Here is a 21,890-nt window from a genome sequence, read left to right as displayed (position 1 = left end):
CTGTTTTAGATTAAATCAATTAAACCAACAAGGAATTAAAAAGGCTCTATGAGCGACGACCAACCCCACTCTAGTAACGGTTCTTCAAATGTATCTATTTTGAATAAAATTATGCAAGTATTTACCGGAGAACCGAGAAACACAGACCAGCTAGTCGAAGCATTAAACGATGCCGAAGACCGCGAACTTATTAATCCCGAAATTAAGCAAATGATCGAAGGTGTACTCATAGTCTCTGACATGCGTGTACGCGATATTATGATCCCTCGCTCACAAATGATCACCTTAGATATTAATGAGCCGTTAGAGAAATCTCTAGCTATTATCGTTGATTCTGGTCATTCAAGATTTCCAGTAATTAATGAAGATATTGATGACGTTGAAGGTATCCTTTTAGCAAAGGATTTATTAGCATACGGCTTTAACCAAGTTGATGAAGAGTTCACCATTTCAAAGGTTATTCGACCAGCGATTATTGTTCCCGAAAGTAAAAAGGTTGACCCTCTTTTAAAAGAGTTTCGCCAACAACGCTACCATATGGCTATTGTTGTTGATGAATATGGTGGAGTTTCAGGGGTTGTTACCATCGAAGATATTCTAGAGCTGATCGTAGGCGAAATTGAAGACGAAACCGATGATGCAATGGAAGAAGACATTAAATACCTTGCCGGGCAAGTTTATCAAGTAAAAGCGCTGACCGATTTAACTGACTTTAACAATTACTTTAATTTCAAGTTTAATGAAAGTGACGCTGACACCATTGGCGGTATTGTTATTCAACACTTTGGTCACATGCCGAAAAAAGGTGAAAAAATCACCATCAATAAAGTCATATTTAAAGTCACCGCAGCTGATAGTCGACGTATTCAAACCGTGCAAATTACTGTACCAAAAGAACATGTTGTCGCAGGTAAAGTCGCCGATTAATTTTTATGCTGACTAGATTCTTTAAACGAATGATTAGCAACATCACTGCTAAAGAAAATATACTCAGCTTCTTTTTGGGATTAGCTTTAGTTTTTTGCTACGCGCCATTTTCTTATTATTGGCTGATGGCAATACTGTTGCCGGCATGGTTATACACAATTCAAGGAAAATCAGCAAAAGCCGCGGCTAAGCAAGGGTTTATATTTGCTTTTGGTTGGTTTTCTGCTGGCATAAGTTGGGTGCATGTTAGTATCGATCAGTTTGGTGGTTTACCACTGGCTGTATCGATATTGTTGATGATACTCCTGTGTTTATATTTAGCTTTATTTCTCGCACTGGCTTGTTACGTTTCTGCGCGCTTTTCCCCTCATAAAAAACTTAACCTTTGGCTGTTGTTGCCTTTTTGGCTATTCAGCGAATTTTTACGTGGTGTATTACTTACGGGTTTTCCTTGGTTAACAATAGGCTATAGCCAAATTGATGGTCCGTTAGCGGCTTTTGCCCCAATCCTAGGGGAAAAAGGTATCAGTGCATTAGTTATTATCATCAGTATTGCTATTGTCTCTGTTATTAAACAACAAAAACGTTCTCTCAACATCGCCTTACTTTGCTCGATTGCTGTGGTTAGCTTACTGCTGCAAAATACTTCATGGGTAAAAACCACAGGTAAAACAGTTAAAACTGTGATGGTTCAAGGCAATATCAAACAAGAATTAAAGTGGGCGCCAGAATTAACATGGCCGACCATGCTTAAGTATTTAGACCTTACACGACAACATTATCCCGCTGATATTATTATTTGGCCAGAATCAGCAATTACCGCTGTAGAGCCAAGTACCCAAGCGCAAGATTTTTTAGAAATAGCACAAAGCTCAGCCTTACTTAATAATAGCGCGATAATTTCGGGCATAATTGATTACAACGTTAACAGCAGAAATTACTACAATAATTTGGTAGTGCTTGGTCAGCAATCACCTGAAGATGAGCAAGGCAGTTATCAATATAACAATGAAAACCGTTACGCTAAGCATCACTTATTACCCATAGGTGAATTTGTACCTTTTGCTGATTGGCTAAGACCACTAGCACCATTTTTTAATCTGCCTATGTCATCTTTTAGCCGTGGTGATTATGTTCAACCTAACTTAATCGCCAATGGATATCACTTACTACCATTAATCTGTTTTGAAGTTGCATTCGCAGAGCAATTAAGCGCTAATTTCTCTGATCAAACTGACCTACTGCTAACCGTGAGTAACGATGCTTGGTTCGGTGACTCACATGGCCCACATCAACATCTAGAAATTGTGAGAATGCGGGCATTAGAGTTTGGCCGACCATTTTTGCGTGCAACCAATAATGGTATAACCGCTGTTGTTGATCACCAAGGTAATATACTTAAACAAATTCCACAGTTTGAGCAAGCCGTGCTAGCAACACAAGTACCGCTAGTTAAAGGCATTACGCCTTATGCCCGCTATACACGTGTTATCGACTTTGCTATCCCACTGCTACTTTTATTATTTACTTTTCTCTATCAAAGGCAATATAACCTAAGAGAAACAACTGACTAACTGCTCACTTTTTGTAACACACCCCTTTCATATGCAATTTAATTCCAAACTCTAACGCCTAAACATTTAAAAGAAAACTGCCTTTCTGAAAGCTTAATTATTAACAACGTTTACATATAGTTAATAGCATATAGCCAAAGCTAATAAACTAGCCCTTTAAAAATATTCACATTACTTTTAAACCTTTTTCATGCTTCCTACGACTTACTATGTGTCAGTGCACTTGAGCAAATGGCCTTGCTTTAGATTTAAACACTGATTTGACATTCGGGGGAATGAGTCATGTCGATTAAAGACACTAGTGAACAAGATATTCAAATAATTAAAACAACACCGACAAAAAAAAGATGGTTAACCATCACGCTCGCCACAATTATTGTTGCAAGTATTATTTGGCAAATAGCACCATCTGCTTCACGCTGGAGTAAAGCTGAACAATCTATTGCCTTAGATCGAGTGCGCCTTGCAACGATTACACAAGGCGAATTTATTCGAGATATTTCAGTATTAGGACGAGTTGTTGCCGCCGTAAGCCCTACCGTTTATAGCCCCGCAGACGGCACTATTACTTTAATGATAGAAGCAGGTAATGAAGTCAAACAGGGCCAAATTATTGCACAGCTTGAAAGCCCTGAATTAAATAGCCGTTTGTTTCAGCAACAAACCACCTTAGAAAGCTTACAATCAAGCTTTGAACGTCAAAAAATTCAAGCAAAAAAACAGCGCCTTATTGATCAAAAAGCAGTTGATTTAGCCAACGTAAAACTCGTCACCGCAAATAGAGAAAAACGCCGGGCTGATTTAGGTTATAGCAAAAGTGCGATTAGCCAAATTGATTATGAAAAGGCCCAAGACGAGTTAGAGCAAGCTAACCTTCAGCATAAACATGCGGTTCAAGATGCGGCTCTTAATATCGAAAGTTCAGACTTTGACAGTCAATCTTTACAATTAGACATTCGACGTCAAAGTTTATTGGTTCAAGAATTACAGCGCCAAGTGAATGGCTTAAATATCGCATCGCCAGTCAACGGTATTGTTGGTAATTTAAGCACTAACAACAAAACGTTTCTCAGCAAAAATCAGGCTATTTTAACCATAGTTGATTTATCACAGTTTGAAGTTGAAATTGAAATACCGGAAAGCTATGCCGATGATTTAGCCATAGGCATGGAGGTTAATATTCAATTTGAACAACAACCCTTTCGTGCTCGTCTAGTCACAATTTCCCCGAAATACTGAATAATCAGGTTACTGGACGAGTGCGTTTTACTCAAGAAATGCCAAAAAAGCTTCGACAAAACCAACGTTTAAACACACAAATAATTTTAGAGTACAAAGAAAATGTCTTACAAGTGCAGCGAGGACAGTTTCTTGAAAGTAGTGGTGGTCGCTTTGCTTACAAAGTGAATAACGGCTTAGCTGAGAAAACCGCTATTACCACTGGAGCCCGCAGTTTAAGTCATGTAGAGATTCTCAACGGATTAACGCTAGGCGATCAAATCATTATTTCGGGTACTGATACCTTTAATGCTGCTAATCAAGTGTTACTTAGTGACTAAAGTCCTTAACAGATATAACAAATTAACTCATTTTCATCGCGCCATCAGTTCAGTTCATTTCGTTTTGGATTTGGATTTGGTGCGGCAATAAACCTCGATACATGAAGTAAATAATTATTATAAGAAATAAAGGAATTCAATATGTTAATCATGAAAAATATAAATAAAATATTCCAAACCGCTGATATTCAAACTCATGCCTTGCGTGACTTTTGTTTACAGGTTAACGAAGGCGACTTTGTCAGTGTCACCGGCCCTTCTGGTTCAGGAAAAACTACTTTTTTAAATATTGCAGGCTTACTTGAAACTTACAGTAATGGTGAGTTTTTATTAGATGGTGAAGATGTTGGGAAGCTGAACGACAATGGCCGTTCACGCATGCGAAATCAAAAAATAGGTTTTATCTTTCAAGGCTTCAACTTAATTCCAGACTTAAACCTTTATGACAATGTTGACGTACCATTACGCTATCGCGGTTTTAATGCCGCAGAGCGTAAACGCAGAATTGAAGAAAACCTCGAACGTGTGGGCCTTGCCTCTCGAATGAAACATTTACCTAGCCAATTATCCGGTGGTCAACAGCAACGTGTTGCCATTGCTCGAGCACTTGCCACTAGCCCACGCTTCTTATTAGCTGATGAGCCAACCGGTAATCTCGACTCTGAAATGGCTAAGGGTGTACTGACTTTACTTGAAGAAATAAACCAACAAGGTACCACGATTATAATGGTGACTCACGATGCACAACTCGCTCAGCGGGCTAAACGCACCATTCAAGTAAAAGATGGCAGAGTCAGTGAACTCGATATTATCACCAATATTCAACAAGCGACTGCGTAAAAAATTCAAGCGCCAGAAAAAGCACAAGGATAACATTATGTTTAATTACTATTTACGACTCGCTTGGATCAGCATTATTCGCCATTGGGGCTTAAGCCTTTTAATGATTTGCGCTATCGGCTTAGGTATTGGCACCGCCATGACCACAGTGACAGTGAACTACTTAATGTCAGCAAACCCCATTCCAGAAAAAAGCCAACAATTATATTATGTGCAACTAGATAGTTGGGATGTAAACGATCCATTTGACGACGGTTTAAATCCGCCTGATCAGCTCACTTATACTGATGCAAGTAACTTAATGCGCGCCAGTAAAGCTTATCGTCAAAATATTCAAGCTCAAGCCTTTGGTGTTATTGAGCCTGCAGATCCAGAAATGCTGCCATTAATTGTCAATGGTAGAGCTAATTCTGCAGACTTTTTTACCATGTTTAATGTGCCTTTTATTTATGGCAGCGGTTGGTCACAACAAAGCGATGAAAGTAAAGAGCTTGTCGTGGTGTTGAGTAAAGAAACCAATGACAAACTTTTTGGTGGTGAAAACTCTGTCGGTAAGTCAATTAAGCTCGAAGGAAATATGTTTCGTATTGTCGGCGTTATAGATCAATGGCAACCCAAGCCAAGATTTTACGATATTACCACTGGTGCGTTTAATGAATCTGAAGATATATTTGTGCCCTTTCATTTAATTGCCGATGAAAAAATTTCCCGTTCAGGTAATACCAATTGTTGGAAACCGACAGGTGATGGCTTTAAAGCTTTTTTAGCTTCTGAATGTATTTGGACACAATTTTGGGTGGAATTAAAAACCCAACAAGATAAAGAGGATTATCTGCAGTTTCTTAATGCCTATGTAGAAGAGCAAAAACAATTTGGTCGTTTTCAACGTCCAATGGATAACCGCTTAAGTAATGTAATGCAATGGTTAGAATCTCAAGGAGTTGTAGCTGACGATGCACAAATGATGATGGCAATGTCATTTATGTTTTTACTGGTGTGTTTACTTAATACCGTGGGTTTATTACTCGCTAAGTTCTTAGGCAAAGCCCCTGAAATTGGTTTACGACAAGCTTTAGGTGCTAGCAAGGCCACATTATTTAACCAGTATATTATTGAGTCTGCATGTATCGGGATATTAGGTGGAATATTAGGTTTATTACTCGCTTACTTAGGTTTAAAAGGGGTTGAAGGCTTGTATGGCGATTACATGAAAGGCTTAGCAAGTTTAGACATTAATATGGCTATTTTAGCGGTATCACTTGCCCTTTTTTCCACGATATTGGCCGGTTTATACCCAACATGGCGTGCTTGTAATATCCAGCCTGCTCAGCAACTTAAAAGCCAATAAGCTATAGGTAAATAGGAAATTATTATGTTAGAAACGGGACTCATACTACGTGCTTTGGCACGCAATAAAATAGGGGCACTACTTATTGCCCTGCAAATTGCCTTAACCATGGCGATTATGGTCAACGCTATATTTATGATCCAAGATCGCCAGCAACAAATGCAGCGTGAAAGTGGTATAGACGAAGCAAACACCTTCTATTTAACCAATACGGTATTTGGACAAGACTATAATATTCAAGCCCATTTACAAACTGATTTACACATGATTCGCAACACACCTGGGGTTGTTGATGCTGTTCAAATCAATGCTGTGCCATTAAGTGGTAGTGGATGGTCAATGGCACTGCAACATGAAGCTGGTGAAGATAAAGATGCGGTAGGCTCGGCAATTTACATGGTCGATGACCATGGCATCAACACACTAGGTTTAGAACTTATAGCGGGTGCTAACTTCAAACAAGGTGATGTTGAGTTACGTAAAGATGGTCAATCAACATGGCCCGATAAAACCATTATTACGCAAGCTTTCGCAGAAAATTTATACCCCAATGACTGGCAGTCTGCTGTAGGTAAAACGGTTTATATTTCACAAACACAACCCATGCAAATTATTGGTATTGTAAAAGCATTACAAGCACCATGGAACGGTTGGAATGGGGTTGAACGCAGTATGCTTGTACCATTTCAGCGTGAAGCAAAAGGCGGCTATTATTTCATTCGTACCGAAGAAGGAAGACGGGACGAGTTAATGCCGATTATTGAAAAAGCATTAGCAGAAAGCGATAAAGAACGCATTATTCGTCGAGTAACAACGACTGAAGATACACGAAACCGAAGTTATCAGCAGCATAATGCAACGAATAAAATCTTAACCACCGTTGTCATAACCTTAACCTTAATCACCGGCTTTGGTATTGTCGGCCTAGCTATTTTCAGCATTAATCGTCGTACAAAACAAATTGGTACTCGTCGTGCGCTCGGTGCAACAAAAGGGCAAATAATGCGTTATTTTATGATGGAAAACCTTATTATCTCTACTTTTGGCAATATTATCGGTTGTATCGGCGCGATTGGACTAAATATGTGGTTGGTTAGTACCTTTAATTTATCCCCAATAGGTTTTGAATTAATACTTTTTGGTATTGTAACGTTATTTGTTGTTGGGCAAATAGCCGTGCTATACCCAGCACGTAAAGCCGCATTAATACCGCCAGCAACAGCAACTCGCACGATTTAGCCGACTAGCTTACATAACCTGATAATTATTTTAGCTGAAATATAGAGCCTAAAAGCTCTATATTTTTTTAGCTGAAAACTTTCCATTACCTCTTCGAAAAAGATGATACTTCATTATTTTTCATGCTAGTATTTGCCCACTTAAGCATCCAAGGAAGTATTATGAAGAGTCTATCAAGTGCGGTAAAAGCAGCACTATTTCTCGCCACATTGAGCCCCGAAATCACTATTGCAAAAACCACACTAATTACTAATATTCAAGGCTATACCATCAATGGACAGAACCTTGAAAGCTTTAGCGCCATTGCATTTACTGACGATAAAATTGATAAAATCTATTCAGCAAAAGATGCATTACCATCATCAAATAAAATAACGATTATAGATGGTGAAGGCAAAACACTTATCCCAGGTTTGATTGATTCCCACGGTCATATTTTAAGTTACGGCTTAAGTTTATTGCGTGCAGATTTAGTCAATACTATCTCTGAACAAGATTCTATTAATAAAACGCTAGACTATGCAAAAAATAATACCGGGTTAACATGGATACAAGGCCGTGGTTGGAATCAAACTCAATGGCCAAGTAATGCCTTTCCTACTGCAGAGAGTTTAGATAAACACTTTCCTGATCAGCCGGTTTGGCTTGAACGGGTTGATGGACATGCAGGTTGGGCCAATTCAACAGCAATGGCTATGGCGGGTATCACTAAAGACACTGTGTCTCCTGATGGCGGTGAAATAATTAAAGATAAAAACGGTATGCCTACCGGTGTGTTTATCGATAATGCTATGGCACTGATTAATAACAGTATTGCGCCATTAACAATTAAGCAGCAAAAACAAGTGTTAGTAAAAGCAATGGACTCGCTTGCTAGTTTTGGCCTGACTAGTGTTCACGATGCCGGTATTGATACAGACAACCTAAATGCTTTTAAAGCGTTAAGCCAAGAGAATGCCATGAGCATTCGCGTTAATGCCATGTTGTATTTACCATCGCCTAATTGGGAACAAACATTAGCCAGCGGGCAATATCGAAGTAAAGACGATATGTTCACTTTCAATAGTGTAAAAATTCAAGCCGATGGCGCTTTAGGTAGTCGCGGTGCAGCATTAATTGAAGATTACTCAGACCATGCAGGTCATAAAGGTTTATTACTTAATACACCAAAAGAGTTTGAAAATTTGGTTGATACGTCAATGCGCTTAGGCTTTCAAGTGAATAGCCACGCTATTGGTGATCACGCCAATAAACTGGTGCTAGATACTTACGAAAAATATATTAAAGCAACAAAAACAGGTGCTTTACGTCACCGCGTTGAACATGCTCAAGTACTGCGCATTGAAGATATCCCAAGATTTGCAGAACTAGACGTCATTGCTGCTATGCAAGCAACCCATGCGACTAGTGATAAAAACATGGCACAAGATAGACTTGGGCCAGACAGAATATTAGGCGCGTATGCCTGGAGAAAACTCTTAGATGCTAACGCGGTTATTGCTGCAGGTTCTGATTTCCCTGTTGAATCACCCAACCCATTTTTTGGACTTCATGCTTCCATTACTCGCCAAGATCATAAAAATAGCCCACAAGGAGGATGGTTTGCTGATGAAAAAATGACGCCACTAGAATCATTTAGAAGCTTTACCCTAGATGCGGCTTACTCTGGTCATCAAGAAAACATTATTGGCAGTTTAGCAAAGGGAAAGAAAGCTGATTTTATCTTGTTAGATAAAAACTTATTTACCATCCCAGAACAAGACATTTGGACAATCAACGTTGATAAAACATGGGTGAATGGCAAATTGGTCTATAAAAAATAACAATGCTAACCATAATCACAAACTTTATTAAGCGCTTTTGGCAAGCGATTACGCTGGTCGTACTCATACTTATAACCGTTGGGTCATTGTTTCCTGTAGAACACTTACCTGCAGCGCCTGGCAGCGATAAAACACATCATTTTATCGCCTATTGCGCCTTAATGTTACCGGTAGCATTAAGGCGGCCAAAATATTGGTTAGCTTTTGCTTTATTATTTATTATCTGGAGTGGCTTAATTGAATTGATTCAACCACATGTTAACCGCTATGGTGAATGGTTAGATATGGCCGCTAACGCCGGTGGTGTTTTAATAGCGATAGTGCTTAGCCAAGTACTGCGCTGGTTAACTACACCTTCTAATAAGACGTAATTTAGCTAAATGAAAAATCATAGCGACTAAATAAGATTGTTTCAAAGATAAATGAAGCCTAATCCGCTTTATTTATCTTTGAATGTCAACATAACTTAGCTCGTATTAACTTCACTGGTTTTTAATACGTTAACATCATTTCAATTGTTAACTTTCAAAGCGGTTAACAAAATCGAGTACAGCTTTATTCCTGATAAAGAGTCACCCTATTTCGGCCATTATTCTTTGATTCGTATAACGCTTTATCAACATTTTCAAGCCACTGAGAGACCGAGTTATAGGTTTCAAGGACTTCGGCAACGCCAATACTAATGGTGTATTTTATCTCAATATCATTATGGATATAGACTGAAGACTCAACCGTTTTTCGTAAACGTTCAGTAAATATCAACGCGTCTTTGGCATGAGTACCTGAGAGTAAAACTACAAATTCTTCGCCACCATAACGCCCTGCAATATCAGTTTCACGTACTTGTTCGCGAATTACTTGTGCTAGATGCTTGATGACATCGTCGCCAACTGTATGACCATAGTTGTCATTAACCACTTTAAATTTATCAATATCCAACATAACTAATGTACTGGTAAGCTTATGACGAATATATCGCTTAAATTCAATTTCTATACATTGTTGCCAATGATTACGGTTAAATAATTGAGTTAAACCATCAACTTGACTCAACACCGCTAAATCAGCATTAGCTTGCTCTAATTCTATTTTATGAGTGGCATTATCAGTAACATCGTAAACTAACAAACACAAATGAGAAACGCCCCCAGTAGAAGACATTAATGGAATAAATGTTGTGTTTTGGTACATAAATTCAGCGCTACCGGTTATAGGACGATAATTATCAAACTTAAAAACATACGGCCGCTGCTCCCAAATCGTAAAAGCTTTATTCTTCAATAAAAATACTGACTCAGCTTTACGACGAAACCATTCTTCTGGTATTTCATCAAAAAGCCCAAACACTGATTTTCCTTTAACATCACGAGGCAATAATCCGCTATGGTTCTCCATAAAACCGTTCCAAATTTGGATGGTGTAATTACGGTCGAGTACGACTAAACCAACCTCGATGTTATGAAGCATTTCCATCATCCAATGTAACTCATTTAACTCTTCTGTTTGCACTGACATGATTAATCCAACAAATAAGCAATTTTATTATTAAATGTGGCGACTGATTTTTCTGTAAATAGCAGAAGTAAATCACATTTAATGGCGTAATTTTCAATTCCGTAGCTAATCTCGATGGCGAGCGTTTTCTTCCACTTTTTAGTATTGGTCGCGATGAGTTCCGATATTTTTCTATGTTGGCCTAGTACTACTGGGTGGCCTTGACTAAATGACATATCTAGTTGCGACGAAATACCATTTAAGCAAGCACCAATAAGAATATTGGCCATATCCATCAGTAACTCTAGCTCAACGGTCTGATCAAAAGTACTTGCTGAATTACCGGCTAAGTTACTGCTAATGGAGTCGTCATACTTCATCAAAGAGGCGATATCTTTAAAGCTAGAGTCATTAAGAATAAGTAATGCTTCACCAGAAATACCCGCACCAATAAAGCCTTGGCATATGCCTGATGTGGTATCTTTGCCCTCAACATCGCTAAGCGCCATCGTAAGCTCGCTTACTTCAATAAAATTTACATTCGGAATGGGAAGTACGACAAAAACACCCAATAAGCGGGCGAGTAAATCCCCCGCTTGTCCCATCGCTACATTGGCAATTTCCTGATAACAATCAAGTAACTTACTGTCTACTTTGAACTCACTCTGATCCGAATGTAGTGATTTATTAACCGCTGAATTTTGACTTTCGACGCCAGCATTATCTTTGTTTTCGGGTGCTGTTTGTGATGGTTTTTGTCTCGTGGGTGCGCCTGCTTCAGAAATAGCCACGTCATCAGAACTGCAAATACCATAAGCTAGCAAAACTGTCGCAAGCTTATCTTTATCTATAGGTTTTTTGATAAAATCTAGTGCACCTAATGCTGTGACTCTTTTGTGAGCTTCGGGCTGAATATCACCCGATATAATAACAACTAATGTTGGTAGGTCTTCTTTAACAATGGCTTCTAACACTTGATAACCATCCATTACAGGCATATTCAAATCAAGTAATAATATATCTCCTTTACCCGCTTTAATTGCTGATAAAGCTTCAACTCCATTAGTGGCAAAAGTTATATCTACATCCCAACCAATTGGCAGCGAACGCGCGACTTGTTTTCGCGCCATAGTTGAGTCGTCACAAATAAGTAAAGAAGTTGGCATAACTGAAAAATCCTAAGTTACTGTAGGAGAATGGATCATTAAAATGTTTGTAAGTTATACAGCTAATAAATTTAAGTGACTAAATAATCGATATAAACTCACAGCACTACCTTAAATCATAGTTTGATTTTAAAAATAAAACACGATTAATTCGCATTTTTTACGTCACCTAGGTAAGCTTGAGATCTATTTTACCTTAAGTAAATAACCTAATAATGAAAATTTTAAAATTACCCGCAATTGCTCTACTCAGCTCAGTATTTATGTTTTCAGCAATGGCAGAAACTTCTGCTGCTGAATTGACCGAAACAACCAACTTAGTTATGGCAGGCAATAAGTATGTAACTTTGCTAGGTAACCAAATAAACGTGGGTGATCAAGCACCTGACTTTAAAGTAGTAACAGAGTCATTCTCTCCTGTTACATTATCTGAATTTAAGCCTAAATCCGTATTAATTTCAGTGGTACCAAGTTTAGATACTGGTGTTTGCTCTATTCAAACTAAACGCTTTAATGACGAGGTCGCAAACCTACCTGAAGATGTTGTTATGTTAACAATAAGCAATGATTTACCTTTTGCTCAAAAGCGCTTTTGTAAAACAGAAAAGGTAGACAATATCAGAGTATTATCAGACGCGGTTTGGCGCGATTTTGGTCATAATTATGGTTTACTGATTAAAGATATGGGGTTACTAACACGCGCCATTATCATTATTGATGCTGATGGAGTAGTCGCCTATAAAGAATTAGTCGCGAACATCTCTCAACACCCCGATTATGAAACAGCACTGACAAAATTAAAATCAATGAGCCAAACCTTAAAACCCGTTGAACCGACTATGAATGAGCAATCAGAATAACGACATTTTAGTTATTATAATAGTCAGGGGCGAGTAAGATACTCCCCCTGACTATAACTACTTAGCTAGCTACGGAATAACCTCACCAAAAAATTAAAAAAATAATAACCAATAAAAACAATGAGATGCCAAAATAAAACTTTAATATTTCATTTTATTTGAAAAAATAATCCGCATTACTCTTGAAATTATATTCATTAATCCCATCTTTAGTAGTGTAGTCGCCGATAGGGTCTACATTAACCGCCTGTTCAATTTTGAAAGGCACAATTAAACTCTGAAAACATTAAATTTCAGATGTAATAATTCGCAGCATAAGCTGGTATTAGCATCCGAAAATATTTACAGAGACAACATATTGCTAAACTTTAAATAGGATATGAATTATGCGTACAACTACAGATTTCAGCCCACTTTACCGCTCATTTATTGGATTCGATCACTTAGCTGGTTTAATCGACAAAGCATCAAGAGCAGACAAACAATCTTCTTACCCTCCGTATAACGTAGAGTTACTCGCCGAGGATCAATATCGTATAACCATGGCAATTGCTGGTTTTGCTGAGCAAGAGCTTGATATTGAATCTAAACAAGACACCTTAATTGTCACCGGTACTAAAACTGGCAACGTCAGCAATGCTGATCGTAAGTTTCTCCATCAAGGCATTGCTGATAGAAACTTTGAACGTAAATTTCAATTAGGTGATCATGTTAAAGTTATCGGTGCATTTATCGAACATGGTTTATTACACATTGATTTAGAAAGAGAAATTCCAGAAGCGTTAAAACCAAGAAAAATTGCTATTAACGGTAAAAGTTTATTGCAACAAAGTAAGGTCTTAGATAAAAGTTAACACGCTACTTTGATTTGTTTCTCCCTGTTATTTTGCCCAGTCTTTGACTGGGCTTTTTTATGCCTAATTAACAGTAAAAAGTTATTACCGTTAATTACGCTATAGCTCTTATTACTACTTAAGAAATACGACTTAACTATTCCTACTTAGCCATCACATCAAGTAATGCGTGAACTGTTGCCTCTACACCCGATTTAATAGCTGGCGCTGGTGTTATTTTAAATTGTGGACTGTGATGACTCGGCACAGGTAGACCACCATTAGCAGCACGTTCAAAATCGGCTTTTGGCGTACCACCTACTTTAAAGTAAACGCTAGGAATATAAGGGTCTGTCGTAAAAAAGCCAAAGTCTTCCGCACCCATACCTGTTTCTGCAGGTTCAAGTAATGCATCGGCGCCCATTTTTTGGTTTAATACGCCTTTCAAGCGTTTGGCCAGTTTTTGATCGTTAAATGTCGGCGGGAAAGCAAATTCACTCACTACCACTTCAGGTAGTTTATCTTCTGGCATACCTGCAGTGCGTGCAGTGCCAATGGCTATTCGTTTAATTGCCGAAAGTAGTTGCTCACGTACTTCAGGTGTTAAGCTACGAACAGTCAACTGCAGCTTAGCTTCATCCGAAATAATATTGTGTTTAGTACCCGCATGAAATGCGCCGACTGTGATAACACCGGCATAACGAGGTGCCAATTCACGGCTAATAATCGTTTGTAAGTTATTAACAATTTGAGCGCCAATCACAATTGGATCTTTACCCTGGTGTGGCGATGCACCATGAGCACCAATGCCATGCACCGTTATATCAACCGTGTCAGCGCCAGCATATGGAGAGCCTTCATCAACAATTATTTTACCTGCTTCTGAGTTAGCACTAACATGAAATGCAAAAGCATAATCAGGCTGTCCAAAGCGCTGCCATAAGTTATCGGCCATCATGGCAGAAGCACCTGGCCCTTTTTCTTCAGCAGGTTGCCCTATAAGCATTAACGTGCCTGACCATTTATCTTTGTTTTCAGCCATATAGCGTGCAGTACCAACTAAGCTTGTAATGTGAACATCATGTCCACAAGCATGCATAACGCCTACAACTTCATTGTTCCAATCTTTCATTTTGACCTTAGAAGCGTTCGCTAAACCTGATTGTTCAACGACAGGTAACCCGTCCATATCAGCTCGAACCATCACCATCGGTCCTGTGCCATTTTTCATTATAGCGACAATACCTGTTCCGCCGACACCTTGTGTAACTTCAAAGCCAACAGCGCTCAACTCTTGGGCTAAACGTTTTGCTGTTTTAGTTTCCATTAAAGACAATTCAGGGTTGCGATGAAAATGATCCCATAACGGTGCTAAGTGCTGTTGGTAATCTTTGGCAATAGCGTCTGCAGTATTTTGCTCAAAGGCTAAAACATTACTGGCAGTAAAAGACGATAAAGTTAGTGCAGATGAAATTAAAATAGATAGTAAATGGCGATTCATTGTTGGCTCCAGATATAGTCAAAATATAATCCAATATTTATAATCAGTGACGAATAAAACTTGATCCATCGTTGATCATAACCCACGGAAAATTGATTAACTTACTCTACCTAGGCTAAAACTCAATGTCTTGTATTTTCGTTAAGCTGCAAGTACGAAAAGATAACTGACTTCTTTCTGTACTTAATTGATTTAAATTTCGAACAATAATTATCAATAAAATAAACGAATTATGCTCTTCTGAATTCTCGACTTATTGCTTAACTAAAACTCTTTTTGATGATTGATCCTACTTAGAATGTGCATTTTTTAATGATGTTGTTTACTTCTTGATTTATGAACCTCGGGGATATGAATTTTTTAACAACAAATATAGTTTAATAAACTCGCTTAGAGATAAGCTTATAAATATTGCACACTTCTTGTTTATGTTTTATGGAAGTTTAAGCTTTTTTAACCAATGAATTTTTATTAATAACCGTAAAAATCACTATTTACTTATTAAGCGTTACCCGTCTAAATTGGCAATAAAAAATAAGGCGCGGTAACAAAAACTGGCTTAATATCGGAATGTTCTTTAATCAATGAAAGTAATCAATTTTTAATCAAGCTAACACTGCAAATCTTGTTATCATGGAGGTATATATTACCTTAACTTAGGTGTATTCGAATCAAGCCTGCATGTGTAACAGTGACTGAGCTATAATTAAACCTGCACACACTAAGTTTGTCACCACTCATTTAGCGGTTGTTTTCATCAAAAACTTTACGTATCTAACGTAAATAACAACTCGGCTAAAGTCGGTTGCCATTGAAAGGTTTTTAAATGAATGCGTGCGCCAATAATGATGACTTGCTCATCTTGAAGTAATCCGCGTTGCCGTTCAAAGTGGTCACTACCCGGTGCAAATGAAATCTTTCCTTGGGAGTTAATTACTCGATACCAAGGTACCTCTCGCCCACGCCAACCATCATTAAGGACAGCGCCTAGCGCTTTCCCAACTAAACGTGCGCGCCCAGGTAAACCAGCTAAATCTGCAATTTGGCCGTAACTGGCAACTTTTCCCAAGGGGATTGCCTGCACGGTTTGCCATATTTTTATATGATTAGCGTTTAAAGGCTTGGCAATATTTGGCACTGCTTGTGCCTTTATCACCAAGGTAAAATACTACCATTAGAGTGTTTAAAAACGCCACTCTCTATCAGGGTAAGGTTATTAATTAACCCCACCAGTTTTTTAGCAGAATCACTTGCGCTGATATCCCCCCGTAATTCACCATATCAGTTTGCACATAACCTGGATGGTAAACACCAACCGCAACCTTGTTATGAGCTAGATCATGACTCAACGACATAGCTGCTGCATTTAACGCTGCCTTCGACATTCTGTAGCCATAACGTCCTCCAGAGCCATTGTCACTAATAGATCCCATTCTGGAGGTAATAAGTGCTATTTTTGCACCTTCATTCAAATGTGATTGTAAACTAGCAACAACTCTCAGCGGTGCGATAGCGTTAACTTCAAATTGTTCGCGAATCGTTGCTAAATTAAGCTCGGTTAAGCTCTCGTCTCTTAATATTCCTGCGTTGCACACTAATACGTCAATATCGACATGGCTTAATGCTAACACCATATTAGCGATACCAAGATCTGTGGCTACATCGATATCTTCGATAATATTTACCGCAAGTTTTTCTAACTCGACTGACGACTGTCGACACAAGGCAAAAACATTATCTCCTTGTGCTTTGAAATGCACACACATGGCCAGTCCTATACCTCGGTTTGCGCCAGTGATCACAATGTTTTTACTCATTTAAATACCCTTAATGTTGAAAATTTAATAACTTACCTACTATTAAAACTAAAAAACCACTTCGTATGAAGTGGTTTTTACTATTTTAGCAAGCTTATCTAGTTCGTGTTGAGCTTATTCGCCACACTTACCTTCTTTTGCGTCTTTGGCTTTACCTTCACCACATTTGCCTTCGCCACATTTACCTTTGGCTTTGTCTTTCATTTTGCTTTCGCCGCATTTGCCTTCACCGCATTTGCCTTTGGCTTTGGCTTTCATTTTACTTTCGCCACATTTGCCTTCACCGCATTTGCCTTTGGCTGCGTCTTTCATTTTACTTTCGCCACATTTGCCTTCACCACATTTGCCTTTAGCTGCGTCTTTGGCTTTGTCTTTCATTTTTCCTTCGCCACATTTGCCTTCGCCACATTTACCTTTTTCATCGTCAGCAGAGACAATAGTCATGACATCTTGTACTGCAAATGGATTTGTTTCAGCTTTTACTGGCATTGTTGCCGCAACAGTTAACGCAAATATGCTTAATAGAGCTGCAATTGAAGATTTTTTAATTAATTTCATACTGTATTCCTTTTATTTTATTATATTAATTTGACACTACATTTATAAGTATAGCTATTTACAAAGACCATACACCACGATAATAAATTTCAAGTTCTTTACATTTTTTTACATTAACTTTCAAAAATAACTTATCTCACTTTTTCATCAGACTATCTTTATCTCCATAAAATCACAAGCAATAAAAACGAACTTAGTTCCCTGTGCATTTGCGTTTTATCTAGGTTTAACTGTTAATAATAGTATTTTTGTAGGTCTCATTATTGTGCACTATTTGCCGAAAGAGTAATAAATTGTTAACCCATTGTTAATGTAGGGTATGTGTTTACAGCACTAATAATAAAAACAGGGATTTTACAATGGGGAGATAAAATTCAGCAGGACATATATGAGGCTTACCAATGGGCTATTGCTGCTGGATTAGCGAGCAAAGATAATGCTTGTATTATGGGTGGTAGCTTTGGCGCCTACTCCGCGTTACAAAGCGCGATAGAGTACCCTAAAACATACCGCTGCGCGATTGGTTATGCCGGTGTTTATGATTTAAACTTAATGTTCAATGAAGGTAATATTAAAAACATTTATGAAGGCAAAGCATATTTAGAGGATACTTTAGGATACGATGAAACCATAAGAATGAAAATGTCTCCTGTATATCATGCTAATAACATTGAAATTCCGTTATTCATAGCTCATGGTAAAAAAGATGAACAAGTGCCTTTCGAGCATGTCGCAAGACTTAGAGCAGCATTAGATGAGGCAAAAAAATCTTATACATGGCATAAATTTAGTCGTGAGAGTTATGGTTTTTTTGACCCTGATAACCATGCAGAATATATGAAAAACGTGTTGGACTTTTTAAATAAGAACATTTAGCAACACAGCTAACCCGTTATTGAAATAAAGTAAGAGGGGTATATGAGTACCCTTCTTATTTTTAATTGTTATTTTAGCCATAATTAAATTACTGACTTCTACATGAATGATACGGTTTAGTTTATACTGCCAAAATAGTAATTAACCGAAAATTAAAAGTTCGTTTTATACCTGATCAAATAATCGGTTTATTTATGCTTATGAGGGTAATCACCTCTACCTTCACTTTTACATACCCAGTTCAGAGAGTTACCTATCAATTACCTCAACCAACAAAACTGCTAACGTATGCTCCTCACAAAAAATTCACCTGTACAAAAAATAATCCTAGCACCTATGGAAGGTGTTGCTGATGAGTTAATGCGGCAATTATTAACATCTTTAAATAGTTATGACTTTTGTATCACTGAATTTGTTCGCGTGGTCGACTCATTAGTCCCTAAACATGTTTTTAGAAAAACCTGTCCTGAATTAGAGCATGGCTGTGTGACCCAAAGCGGCACCCCATTAAGAATGCAACTACTCGGCCAAGAACCCGATTGGATGGCGGAGAATGCCGTTAGAGCGCTTGCCATGGGATCGCATGGCATTGATGTAAACTTTGGCTGCCCTGCGAAAGCGGTAAATAAAAGCAAAGGGGGGGCTGTTTTACTGAACGAGCCTGAAAAAATTCATCAAATAATGACTAAAATGAGAGCTGCTATTGGCAGCAATGCTACGTTATCAGCAAAAATAAGACTTGGATTCACTGACGCCTCAAAGTTAGATGAAATTGTTAGTGCGGTGCAATCAGCCAATGTGAATCAATTAACTATTCATGCCCGTACCAAACAAGATGGCTATCGCCCTCCCGCTTATTGGCATTTTATTGCCGAGATAACAAAAAAATATAATATTGAAATCTTTGCTAATGGTGAAGTTTGGAATAAAAACGATGCGCAAAACTGCATCAGTCAAAGCCAAACTCCAAACCTGATGCTTGGCAGAGGTGCATTAGCTTTGCCAAACTTAGCAAATGTAATCAAATTTAATGAAACACCTATGGCTTGGTCAGAGCTTAGTCGCCTATTAAAGCGTTACAGTGAATTGGAGTTACAAGGAGATAAAAGCTTTTACTTTTCAAGTCGCTTAAAGCAATGGTTACGCTATTTAAAATTATATTACCCTCAAGCCGATAAGCTGTTTAATGCGATTAAGCTATTAAAAAATAAAGATGAGATTCTCTACCAAATAGAACAAGTGTCAGCGGTGCATACTTAATTTCCGCCAATTCCCTTATGAATATTAACCATAAATTTGAGAAAATTATTATTAGACTAACCAAGATTTTTACTAGGCAACAAGGTAATATAATTAGTCTTAAAGACAATTAATTATCCTTAAAAAAGAAGCAGCGAAAGTGAAAAACGGTTCAGAGTTAAGAGCACGATATAATGATGTCAATCGAGGTGTTTACTTTATTGGCACAACACCACCTAAAAGTGATACCCCTATAGATCAGGTTTCAACCATTGCGGATAAATTACTTGAGCGTGTCAGCGACATCGACTTTGACGGTTTAATTGTTTATGACATTCAAAATGAAGATTCGCGTACTTCCAAACCGCGCCCTTTTCCATTTAAGTCTACGCATGATCCTCGACTTTATTCTTCATTGTTACAACAAAAGTCAAACCGACCGGTTATTACCTATAAAAGTGTTGTGCAATCTAACGGTGATGACTTCAATCAATGGGCAAATGAGGCTTGGCACGAATATGGAATTCGTGACATTGTGCTTGTTGGTAGCCCTTCTCAACAAAATAACATTAGCTTACCTTTAGGAAAAGCTTATGAAACCTTAGTAGCTAATGAAAACGACTTTTTTATTGGTGGCATTACCATCGCCGAACGTCATGCAAACAAAGGTAATGAGCATGCTAAGTTGATTGAAAAACATCAGCAAGGTTGTAATTTCTTTATCTCTCAAGCTATTTATAATCCTCAGGCAACCATAGATATGTTGACGCGATATGCTATTGAGTGTCAGCAACAAGGTATAAAGCCACAGCGCATTATTTTAACTTTTTCACCTTGTGGCAGTATGAAAACTTTAGAATTTATAGAGTGGCTTGGTGTCAGTGTTCCTGAAGCCACTAGCTTACGCATATTAAATGCTGAACGTCCTTTATATGAATCGATCAGAATTTGTAGTAATACCCTAGTTCAAATACTTGATGCAGTATTACCATACAAAGTACCTTTAGGGCTAAACATTGAAAGTTTAACCAATCGTAAAGAGGAAATTGATGGTTCAATATTACTTTACAAATTATTACGCTCAACCATGGATAATTACTTAGCTAAAAAAGAATTAAGTGGCTTATTTACGGACTAATTGGCAACTTTACTTTATCTTGGTTAAAGCTTTAGATACAGTGATTAATCAAGTTAAGGTATTTTTTGTGTAGATACGTTATGCTTAATTTGATTTTTTATACTGGTTTCAAAGGAGTTTAAGGTATGTCAGGTACTGCAATGGTTGTGGCTATAGTATTTATATCAGTCGGGTTTGGTGTCATGTTCGACATGTACAAGAAGCATTTAGAATTCAAAGAAAAAACATTAAACCATAACAGTCAAAGTAATGAACAAGCGATCGCAATGACAAAGCAAGTTCAAACACTTGAAGCACGTATGCGCGTACTAGAAAAAATTGTGACTGATGAAGGTTATGACCTTAAAAAAGAAATCAATAAACTGTAAAGCCACAACGTTCATTTTAATGTTGATAATCTCAATATGCCCATACTCTATAAATAAGCATTAATATGAAATTAATCATGAAAACTGAATTTGATAATCTACGAAAAAATCCACTTCATGATTACGAAAGCGATACCAACGGTGAAAAGCAGATAGTAAAAATATATCGTGATGAGCAACTTATTGCGAAAAAAATAACCTTAAAGAAATCAATTCGCTACTTTGCTATTACTGGCTACTTACAATTCCTTACCGCGCAAACAGAATAAAAACCTCTTAACTTGAATATACGATGAACAACGCTTTTTGTGTACTCCAGACTTCAGTTATATAAATTAGCTTTCAAAGGGATCACTCAAAGACGCTAATGTTTTACCGTGAGGAATAGGTAATTTTGTTTCAGGGTCAACTTGAACAAAAACAATATCATCAGCTAAGCATATGGTTTTTTTAGTTATCTTATTACGCATCATGCATGTAATGGTAATAGAAGTTTTACCGACTGACTTTGTTGATAAGCCAAATTCAACTACATCACCTTGCTGAGCAGGTGATTCAAAGTTAATAGCACCGATATGCTTGGTAACTAAGCAGTTAGTCTCAAGTTGACAAATAGCATATATCGCAGCTTCTTCATCAATCCATGCCAGTGCTCTGCCCCGAACAATGAATTGGCATAATTTAGATCATTAGGCAAAATTAGTCGACGTGATAAAAAACGCATAGGTAT

General features: G+C 37.8%; 22 protein-coding genes and 1 pseudogene. 16 read left to right on the top strand and 7 right to left on the bottom strand.

Annotated elements, in window-relative coordinates; translation table 11 throughout:
- The first annotated feature begins 48 nt into the window (after nt 1-48).
- From DBO93_RS05000 to DBO93_RS04965, 9 genes are all read left to right on the top strand, one after another.
- Nucleotides 49-927 (top strand): transporter associated domain-containing protein, encoded by an 879-nt coding sequence (locus DBO93_RS05000; RefSeq protein WP_108455339.1) that lies wholly within the window; start codon nt 49-51, stop codon nt 925-927.
- A gap of 5 nt (nt 928-932) precedes the next feature.
- The gene (lnt, locus tag DBO93_RS04995; RefSeq protein WP_108455338.1) at nt 933-2,501 is read left to right on the top strand and encodes an apolipoprotein N-acyltransferase; all 1,569 of its coding nucleotides are present in this window, start codon (nt 933-935) and stop codon (nt 2,499-2,501) included.
- A 282-nt stretch (nt 2,502-2,783) separates the two neighbouring features.
- Nucleotides 2,784-3,740, top strand: a complete 957-nt coding sequence (locus DBO93_RS04990; RefSeq protein WP_239059121.1) for an HlyD family efflux transporter periplasmic adaptor subunit — start codon at nt 2,784-2,786, stop codon at nt 3,738-3,740.
- A gap of 20 nt (nt 3,741-3,760) precedes the next feature.
- Entirely contained in the window at nt 3,761-4,060 is a 300-nt protein-coding gene (locus DBO93_RS18895) for an efflux RND transporter periplasmic adaptor subunit (protein ID WP_239059120.1), read from the top strand.
- Between the two features lie 141 nt (nt 4,061-4,201).
- Nucleotides 4,202-4,900, top strand: a complete 699-nt coding sequence (locus DBO93_RS04985) for an ABC transporter ATP-binding protein (protein ID WP_108455337.1) — start codon at nt 4,202-4,204, stop codon at nt 4,898-4,900.
- Between the two features lie 37 nt (nt 4,901-4,937).
- A complete protein-coding gene (locus DBO93_RS04980) occupies nt 4,938-6,248 on the top strand; it encodes an ABC transporter permease (RefSeq protein WP_108455336.1) in 1,311 nt (436 codons plus the stop codon).
- A 24-nt stretch (nt 6,249-6,272) separates the two neighbouring features.
- Nucleotides 6,273-7,487 (top strand): FtsX-like permease family protein, encoded by a 1,215-nt coding sequence (locus DBO93_RS04975; RefSeq protein ID WP_108455335.1) that lies wholly within the window; start codon nt 6,273-6,275, stop codon nt 7,485-7,487.
- A gap of 161 nt (nt 7,488-7,648) precedes the next feature.
- Nucleotides 7,649-9,310 (top strand): amidohydrolase, encoded by a 1,662-nt coding sequence (locus DBO93_RS04970; protein WP_108455334.1) that lies wholly within the window; start codon nt 7,649-7,651, stop codon nt 9,308-9,310.
- A 2-nt stretch (nt 9,311-9,312) separates the two neighbouring features.
- Nucleotides 9,313-9,681 (top strand): VanZ family protein, encoded by a 369-nt coding sequence (locus DBO93_RS04965; protein WP_108455333.1) that lies wholly within the window; start codon nt 9,313-9,315, stop codon nt 9,679-9,681.
- 184 nt (nt 9,682-9,865) lie between these two features.
- On the opposite strand, the gene DBO93_RS04960 is transcribed toward DBO93_RS04965, so the two are convergent.
- Nucleotides 9,866-10,825, bottom strand: a complete 960-nt coding sequence (locus DBO93_RS04960; RefSeq protein ID WP_108455332.1) for a diguanylate cyclase — start codon at nt 10,823-10,825, stop codon at nt 9,866-9,868.
- A gap of 2 nt (nt 10,826-10,827) precedes the next feature.
- Nucleotides 10,828-11,970 carry a response regulator gene (locus DBO93_RS04955; RefSeq protein ID WP_108455331.1) on the bottom strand — a complete coding sequence of 381 codons (1,143 nt, stop codon included), beginning with the start codon at nt 11,968-11,970 and terminating at the stop codon, nt 10,828-10,830.
- Nucleotides 11,971-12,245: 275 nt separating this feature from the next.
- Here DBO93_RS04955 and tpx point away from each other — a divergent pair, with 275 nt between their 5' ends.
- Both tpx and DBO93_RS04945 read left to right on the top strand, forming a co-directional pair.
- Complete coding sequence (tpx, locus tag DBO93_RS04950) at nt 12,246-12,830, top strand: thiol peroxidase (protein WP_239059172.1); 585 nt, start codon at nt 12,246-12,248, stop codon at nt 12,828-12,830.
- 386 nt (nt 12,831-13,216) lie between these two features.
- Complete coding sequence (locus DBO93_RS04945) at nt 13,217-13,684, top strand: Hsp20 family protein (protein WP_108455329.1); 468 nt, start codon at nt 13,217-13,219, stop codon at nt 13,682-13,684.
- A gap of 142 nt (nt 13,685-13,826) precedes the next feature.
- On the opposite strand, the gene DBO93_RS04940 is transcribed toward DBO93_RS04945, so the two are convergent.
- From DBO93_RS04940 to DBO93_RS04925, 4 genes are all read right to left on the bottom strand, one after another.
- Nucleotides 13,827-15,164, bottom strand: coding sequence for an amidohydrolase (locus tag DBO93_RS04940; RefSeq protein WP_108455328.1), 1,338 nt, complete (start codon nt 15,162-15,164; stop codon nt 13,827-13,829).
- A 766-nt stretch (nt 15,165-15,930) separates the two neighbouring features.
- Nucleotides 15,931-16,302, bottom strand: coding sequence for an MGMT family protein (locus DBO93_RS04935; protein WP_239059119.1), 372 nt, complete (start codon nt 16,300-16,302; stop codon nt 15,931-15,933).
- A gap of 82 nt (nt 16,303-16,384) precedes the next feature.
- Nucleotides 16,385-16,981, bottom strand: a complete 597-nt coding sequence (locus DBO93_RS04930; RefSeq protein WP_343215944.1) for an SDR family NAD(P)-dependent oxidoreductase — start codon at nt 16,979-16,981, stop codon at nt 16,385-16,387.
- 114 nt (nt 16,982-17,095) lie between these two features.
- Nucleotides 17,096-17,539 (bottom strand): hypothetical protein, encoded by a 444-nt coding sequence (locus tag DBO93_RS04925; RefSeq protein WP_108455327.1) that lies wholly within the window; start codon nt 17,537-17,539, stop codon nt 17,096-17,098.
- 321 nt (nt 17,540-17,860) lie between these two features.
- Here DBO93_RS04925 and DBO93_RS04920 point away from each other — a divergent pair, with 321 nt between their 5' ends.
- The 5 genes from DBO93_RS04920 (at nt 17,861) to DBO93_RS04900 (ending at nt 21,429) form a co-directional block, all read left to right on the top strand.
- Nucleotides 17,861-18,415 carry a prolyl oligopeptidase family serine peptidase gene (locus DBO93_RS04920; RefSeq protein WP_162533727.1) on the top strand — a complete coding sequence of 185 codons (555 nt, stop codon included), beginning with the start codon at nt 17,861-17,863 and terminating at the stop codon, nt 18,413-18,415.
- A 288-nt stretch (nt 18,416-18,703) separates the two neighbouring features.
- Nucleotides 18,704-19,675 (top strand): tRNA-dihydrouridine synthase, encoded by a 972-nt coding sequence (locus DBO93_RS04915; protein ID WP_108455325.1) that lies wholly within the window; start codon nt 18,704-18,706, stop codon nt 19,673-19,675.
- Nucleotides 19,676-19,814: 139 nt separating this feature from the next.
- Nucleotides 19,815-20,792, top strand: a complete 978-nt coding sequence (locus DBO93_RS04910; RefSeq protein ID WP_108455324.1) for a methylenetetrahydrofolate reductase — start codon at nt 19,815-19,817, stop codon at nt 20,790-20,792.
- A 125-nt stretch (nt 20,793-20,917) separates the two neighbouring features.
- Nucleotides 20,918-21,160 carry a hypothetical protein gene (locus DBO93_RS04905; protein ID WP_108455323.1) on the top strand — a complete coding sequence of 81 codons (243 nt, stop codon included), beginning with the start codon at nt 20,918-20,920 and terminating at the stop codon, nt 21,158-21,160.
- A gap of 77 nt (nt 21,161-21,237) precedes the next feature.
- Nucleotides 21,238-21,429: a hypothetical protein gene (locus DBO93_RS04900; RefSeq protein ID WP_239059118.1), complete on the top strand. Its 192-nt coding sequence runs from the start codon at nt 21,238-21,240 to the stop codon at nt 21,427-21,429.
- A 66-nt stretch (nt 21,430-21,495) separates the two neighbouring features.
- On the opposite strand, the pseudogene DBO93_RS04895 reads toward DBO93_RS04900, so the two are convergent.
- Nucleotides 21,496-21,884 (bottom strand): annotated as a pseudogene (locus tag DBO93_RS04895) (hotdog domain-containing protein).
- Between the last annotated feature and the right edge of the window lie 6 nt (nt 21,885-21,890).

It is taken from the genome of Colwellia sp. Arc7-D (assembly GCF_003061515.1).
GTDB lineage: Bacteria > Pseudomonadota > Gammaproteobacteria > Enterobacterales > Alteromonadaceae > Cognaticolwellia.
This window is presented reverse-complemented; position numbering and strand designations above follow the sequence as displayed.

Excerpts from the sequence above, each read along its gene's own strand:
- DBO93_RS04990 (WP_239059121.1), top strand. The coding sequence starts at position 2,784 with ATGTCGATTAAAGACACTAGTGAACAAGATATTCAAATAATTAAAACA.
- DBO93_RS04965 (WP_108455333.1), top strand. The coding sequence starts at position 9,313 with ATGCTAACCATAATCACAAACTTTATTAAGCGCTTTTGGCAAGCGATT.
- DBO93_RS04925 (WP_108455327.1), bottom strand. The coding sequence starts at position 17,539 with ATGAAATTAATTAAAAAATCTTCAATTGCAGCTCTATTAAGCATATTT.
- DBO93_RS04955 (WP_108455331.1), bottom strand. The coding sequence starts at position 11,970 with ATGCCAACTTCTTTACTTATTTGTGACGACTCAACTATGGCGCGAAAA.
- DBO93_RS04915 (WP_108455325.1), top strand. The coding sequence starts at position 18,704 with ATGCTCCTCACAAAAAATTCACCTGTACAAAAAATAATCCTAGCACCT.
- DBO93_RS04985 (WP_108455337.1), top strand. The coding sequence starts at position 4,202 with ATGTTAATCATGAAAAATATAAATAAAATATTCCAAACCGCTGATATT.
- DBO93_RS04960 (WP_108455332.1), bottom strand. The coding sequence starts at position 10,825 with ATGTCAGTGCAAACAGAAGAGTTAAATGAGTTACATTGGATGATGGAA.
- DBO93_RS04975 (WP_108455335.1), top strand. The coding sequence starts at position 6,273 with ATGTTAGAAACGGGACTCATACTACGTGCTTTGGCACGCAATAAAATA.
- DBO93_RS04970 (WP_108455334.1), top strand. The coding sequence starts at position 7,649 with ATGAAGAGTCTATCAAGTGCGGTAAAAGCAGCACTATTTCTCGCCACA.
- DBO93_RS04905 (WP_108455323.1), top strand. The coding sequence starts at position 20,918 with ATGTCAGGTACTGCAATGGTTGTGGCTATAGTATTTATATCAGTCGGG.
- DBO93_RS04980 (WP_108455336.1), top strand. The coding sequence starts at position 4,938 with ATGTTTAATTACTATTTACGACTCGCTTGGATCAGCATTATTCGCCAT.
- DBO93_RS04930 (WP_343215944.1), bottom strand. The coding sequence starts at position 16,981 with ATGAGTAAAAACATTGTGATCACTGGCGCAAACCGAGGTATAGGACTG.
- DBO93_RS04945 (WP_108455329.1), top strand. The coding sequence starts at position 13,217 with ATGCGTACAACTACAGATTTCAGCCCACTTTACCGCTCATTTATTGGA.
- tpx (WP_239059172.1), top strand. The coding sequence starts at position 12,246 with ATGGCAGAAACTTCTGCTGCTGAATTGACCGAAACAACCAACTTAGTT.
- lnt (WP_108455338.1), top strand. The coding sequence starts at position 933 with ATGCTGACTAGATTCTTTAAACGAATGATTAGCAACATCACTGCTAAA.
- DBO93_RS04940 (WP_108455328.1), bottom strand. The coding sequence starts at position 15,164 with ATGAATCGCCATTTACTATCTATTTTAATTTCATCTGCACTAACTTTA.
- DBO93_RS05000 (WP_108455339.1), top strand. The coding sequence starts at position 49 with ATGAGCGACGACCAACCCCACTCTAGTAACGGTTCTTCAAATGTATCT.
- DBO93_RS04900 (WP_239059118.1), top strand. The coding sequence starts at position 21,238 with ATGAAAACTGAATTTGATAATCTACGAAAAAATCCACTTCATGATTAC.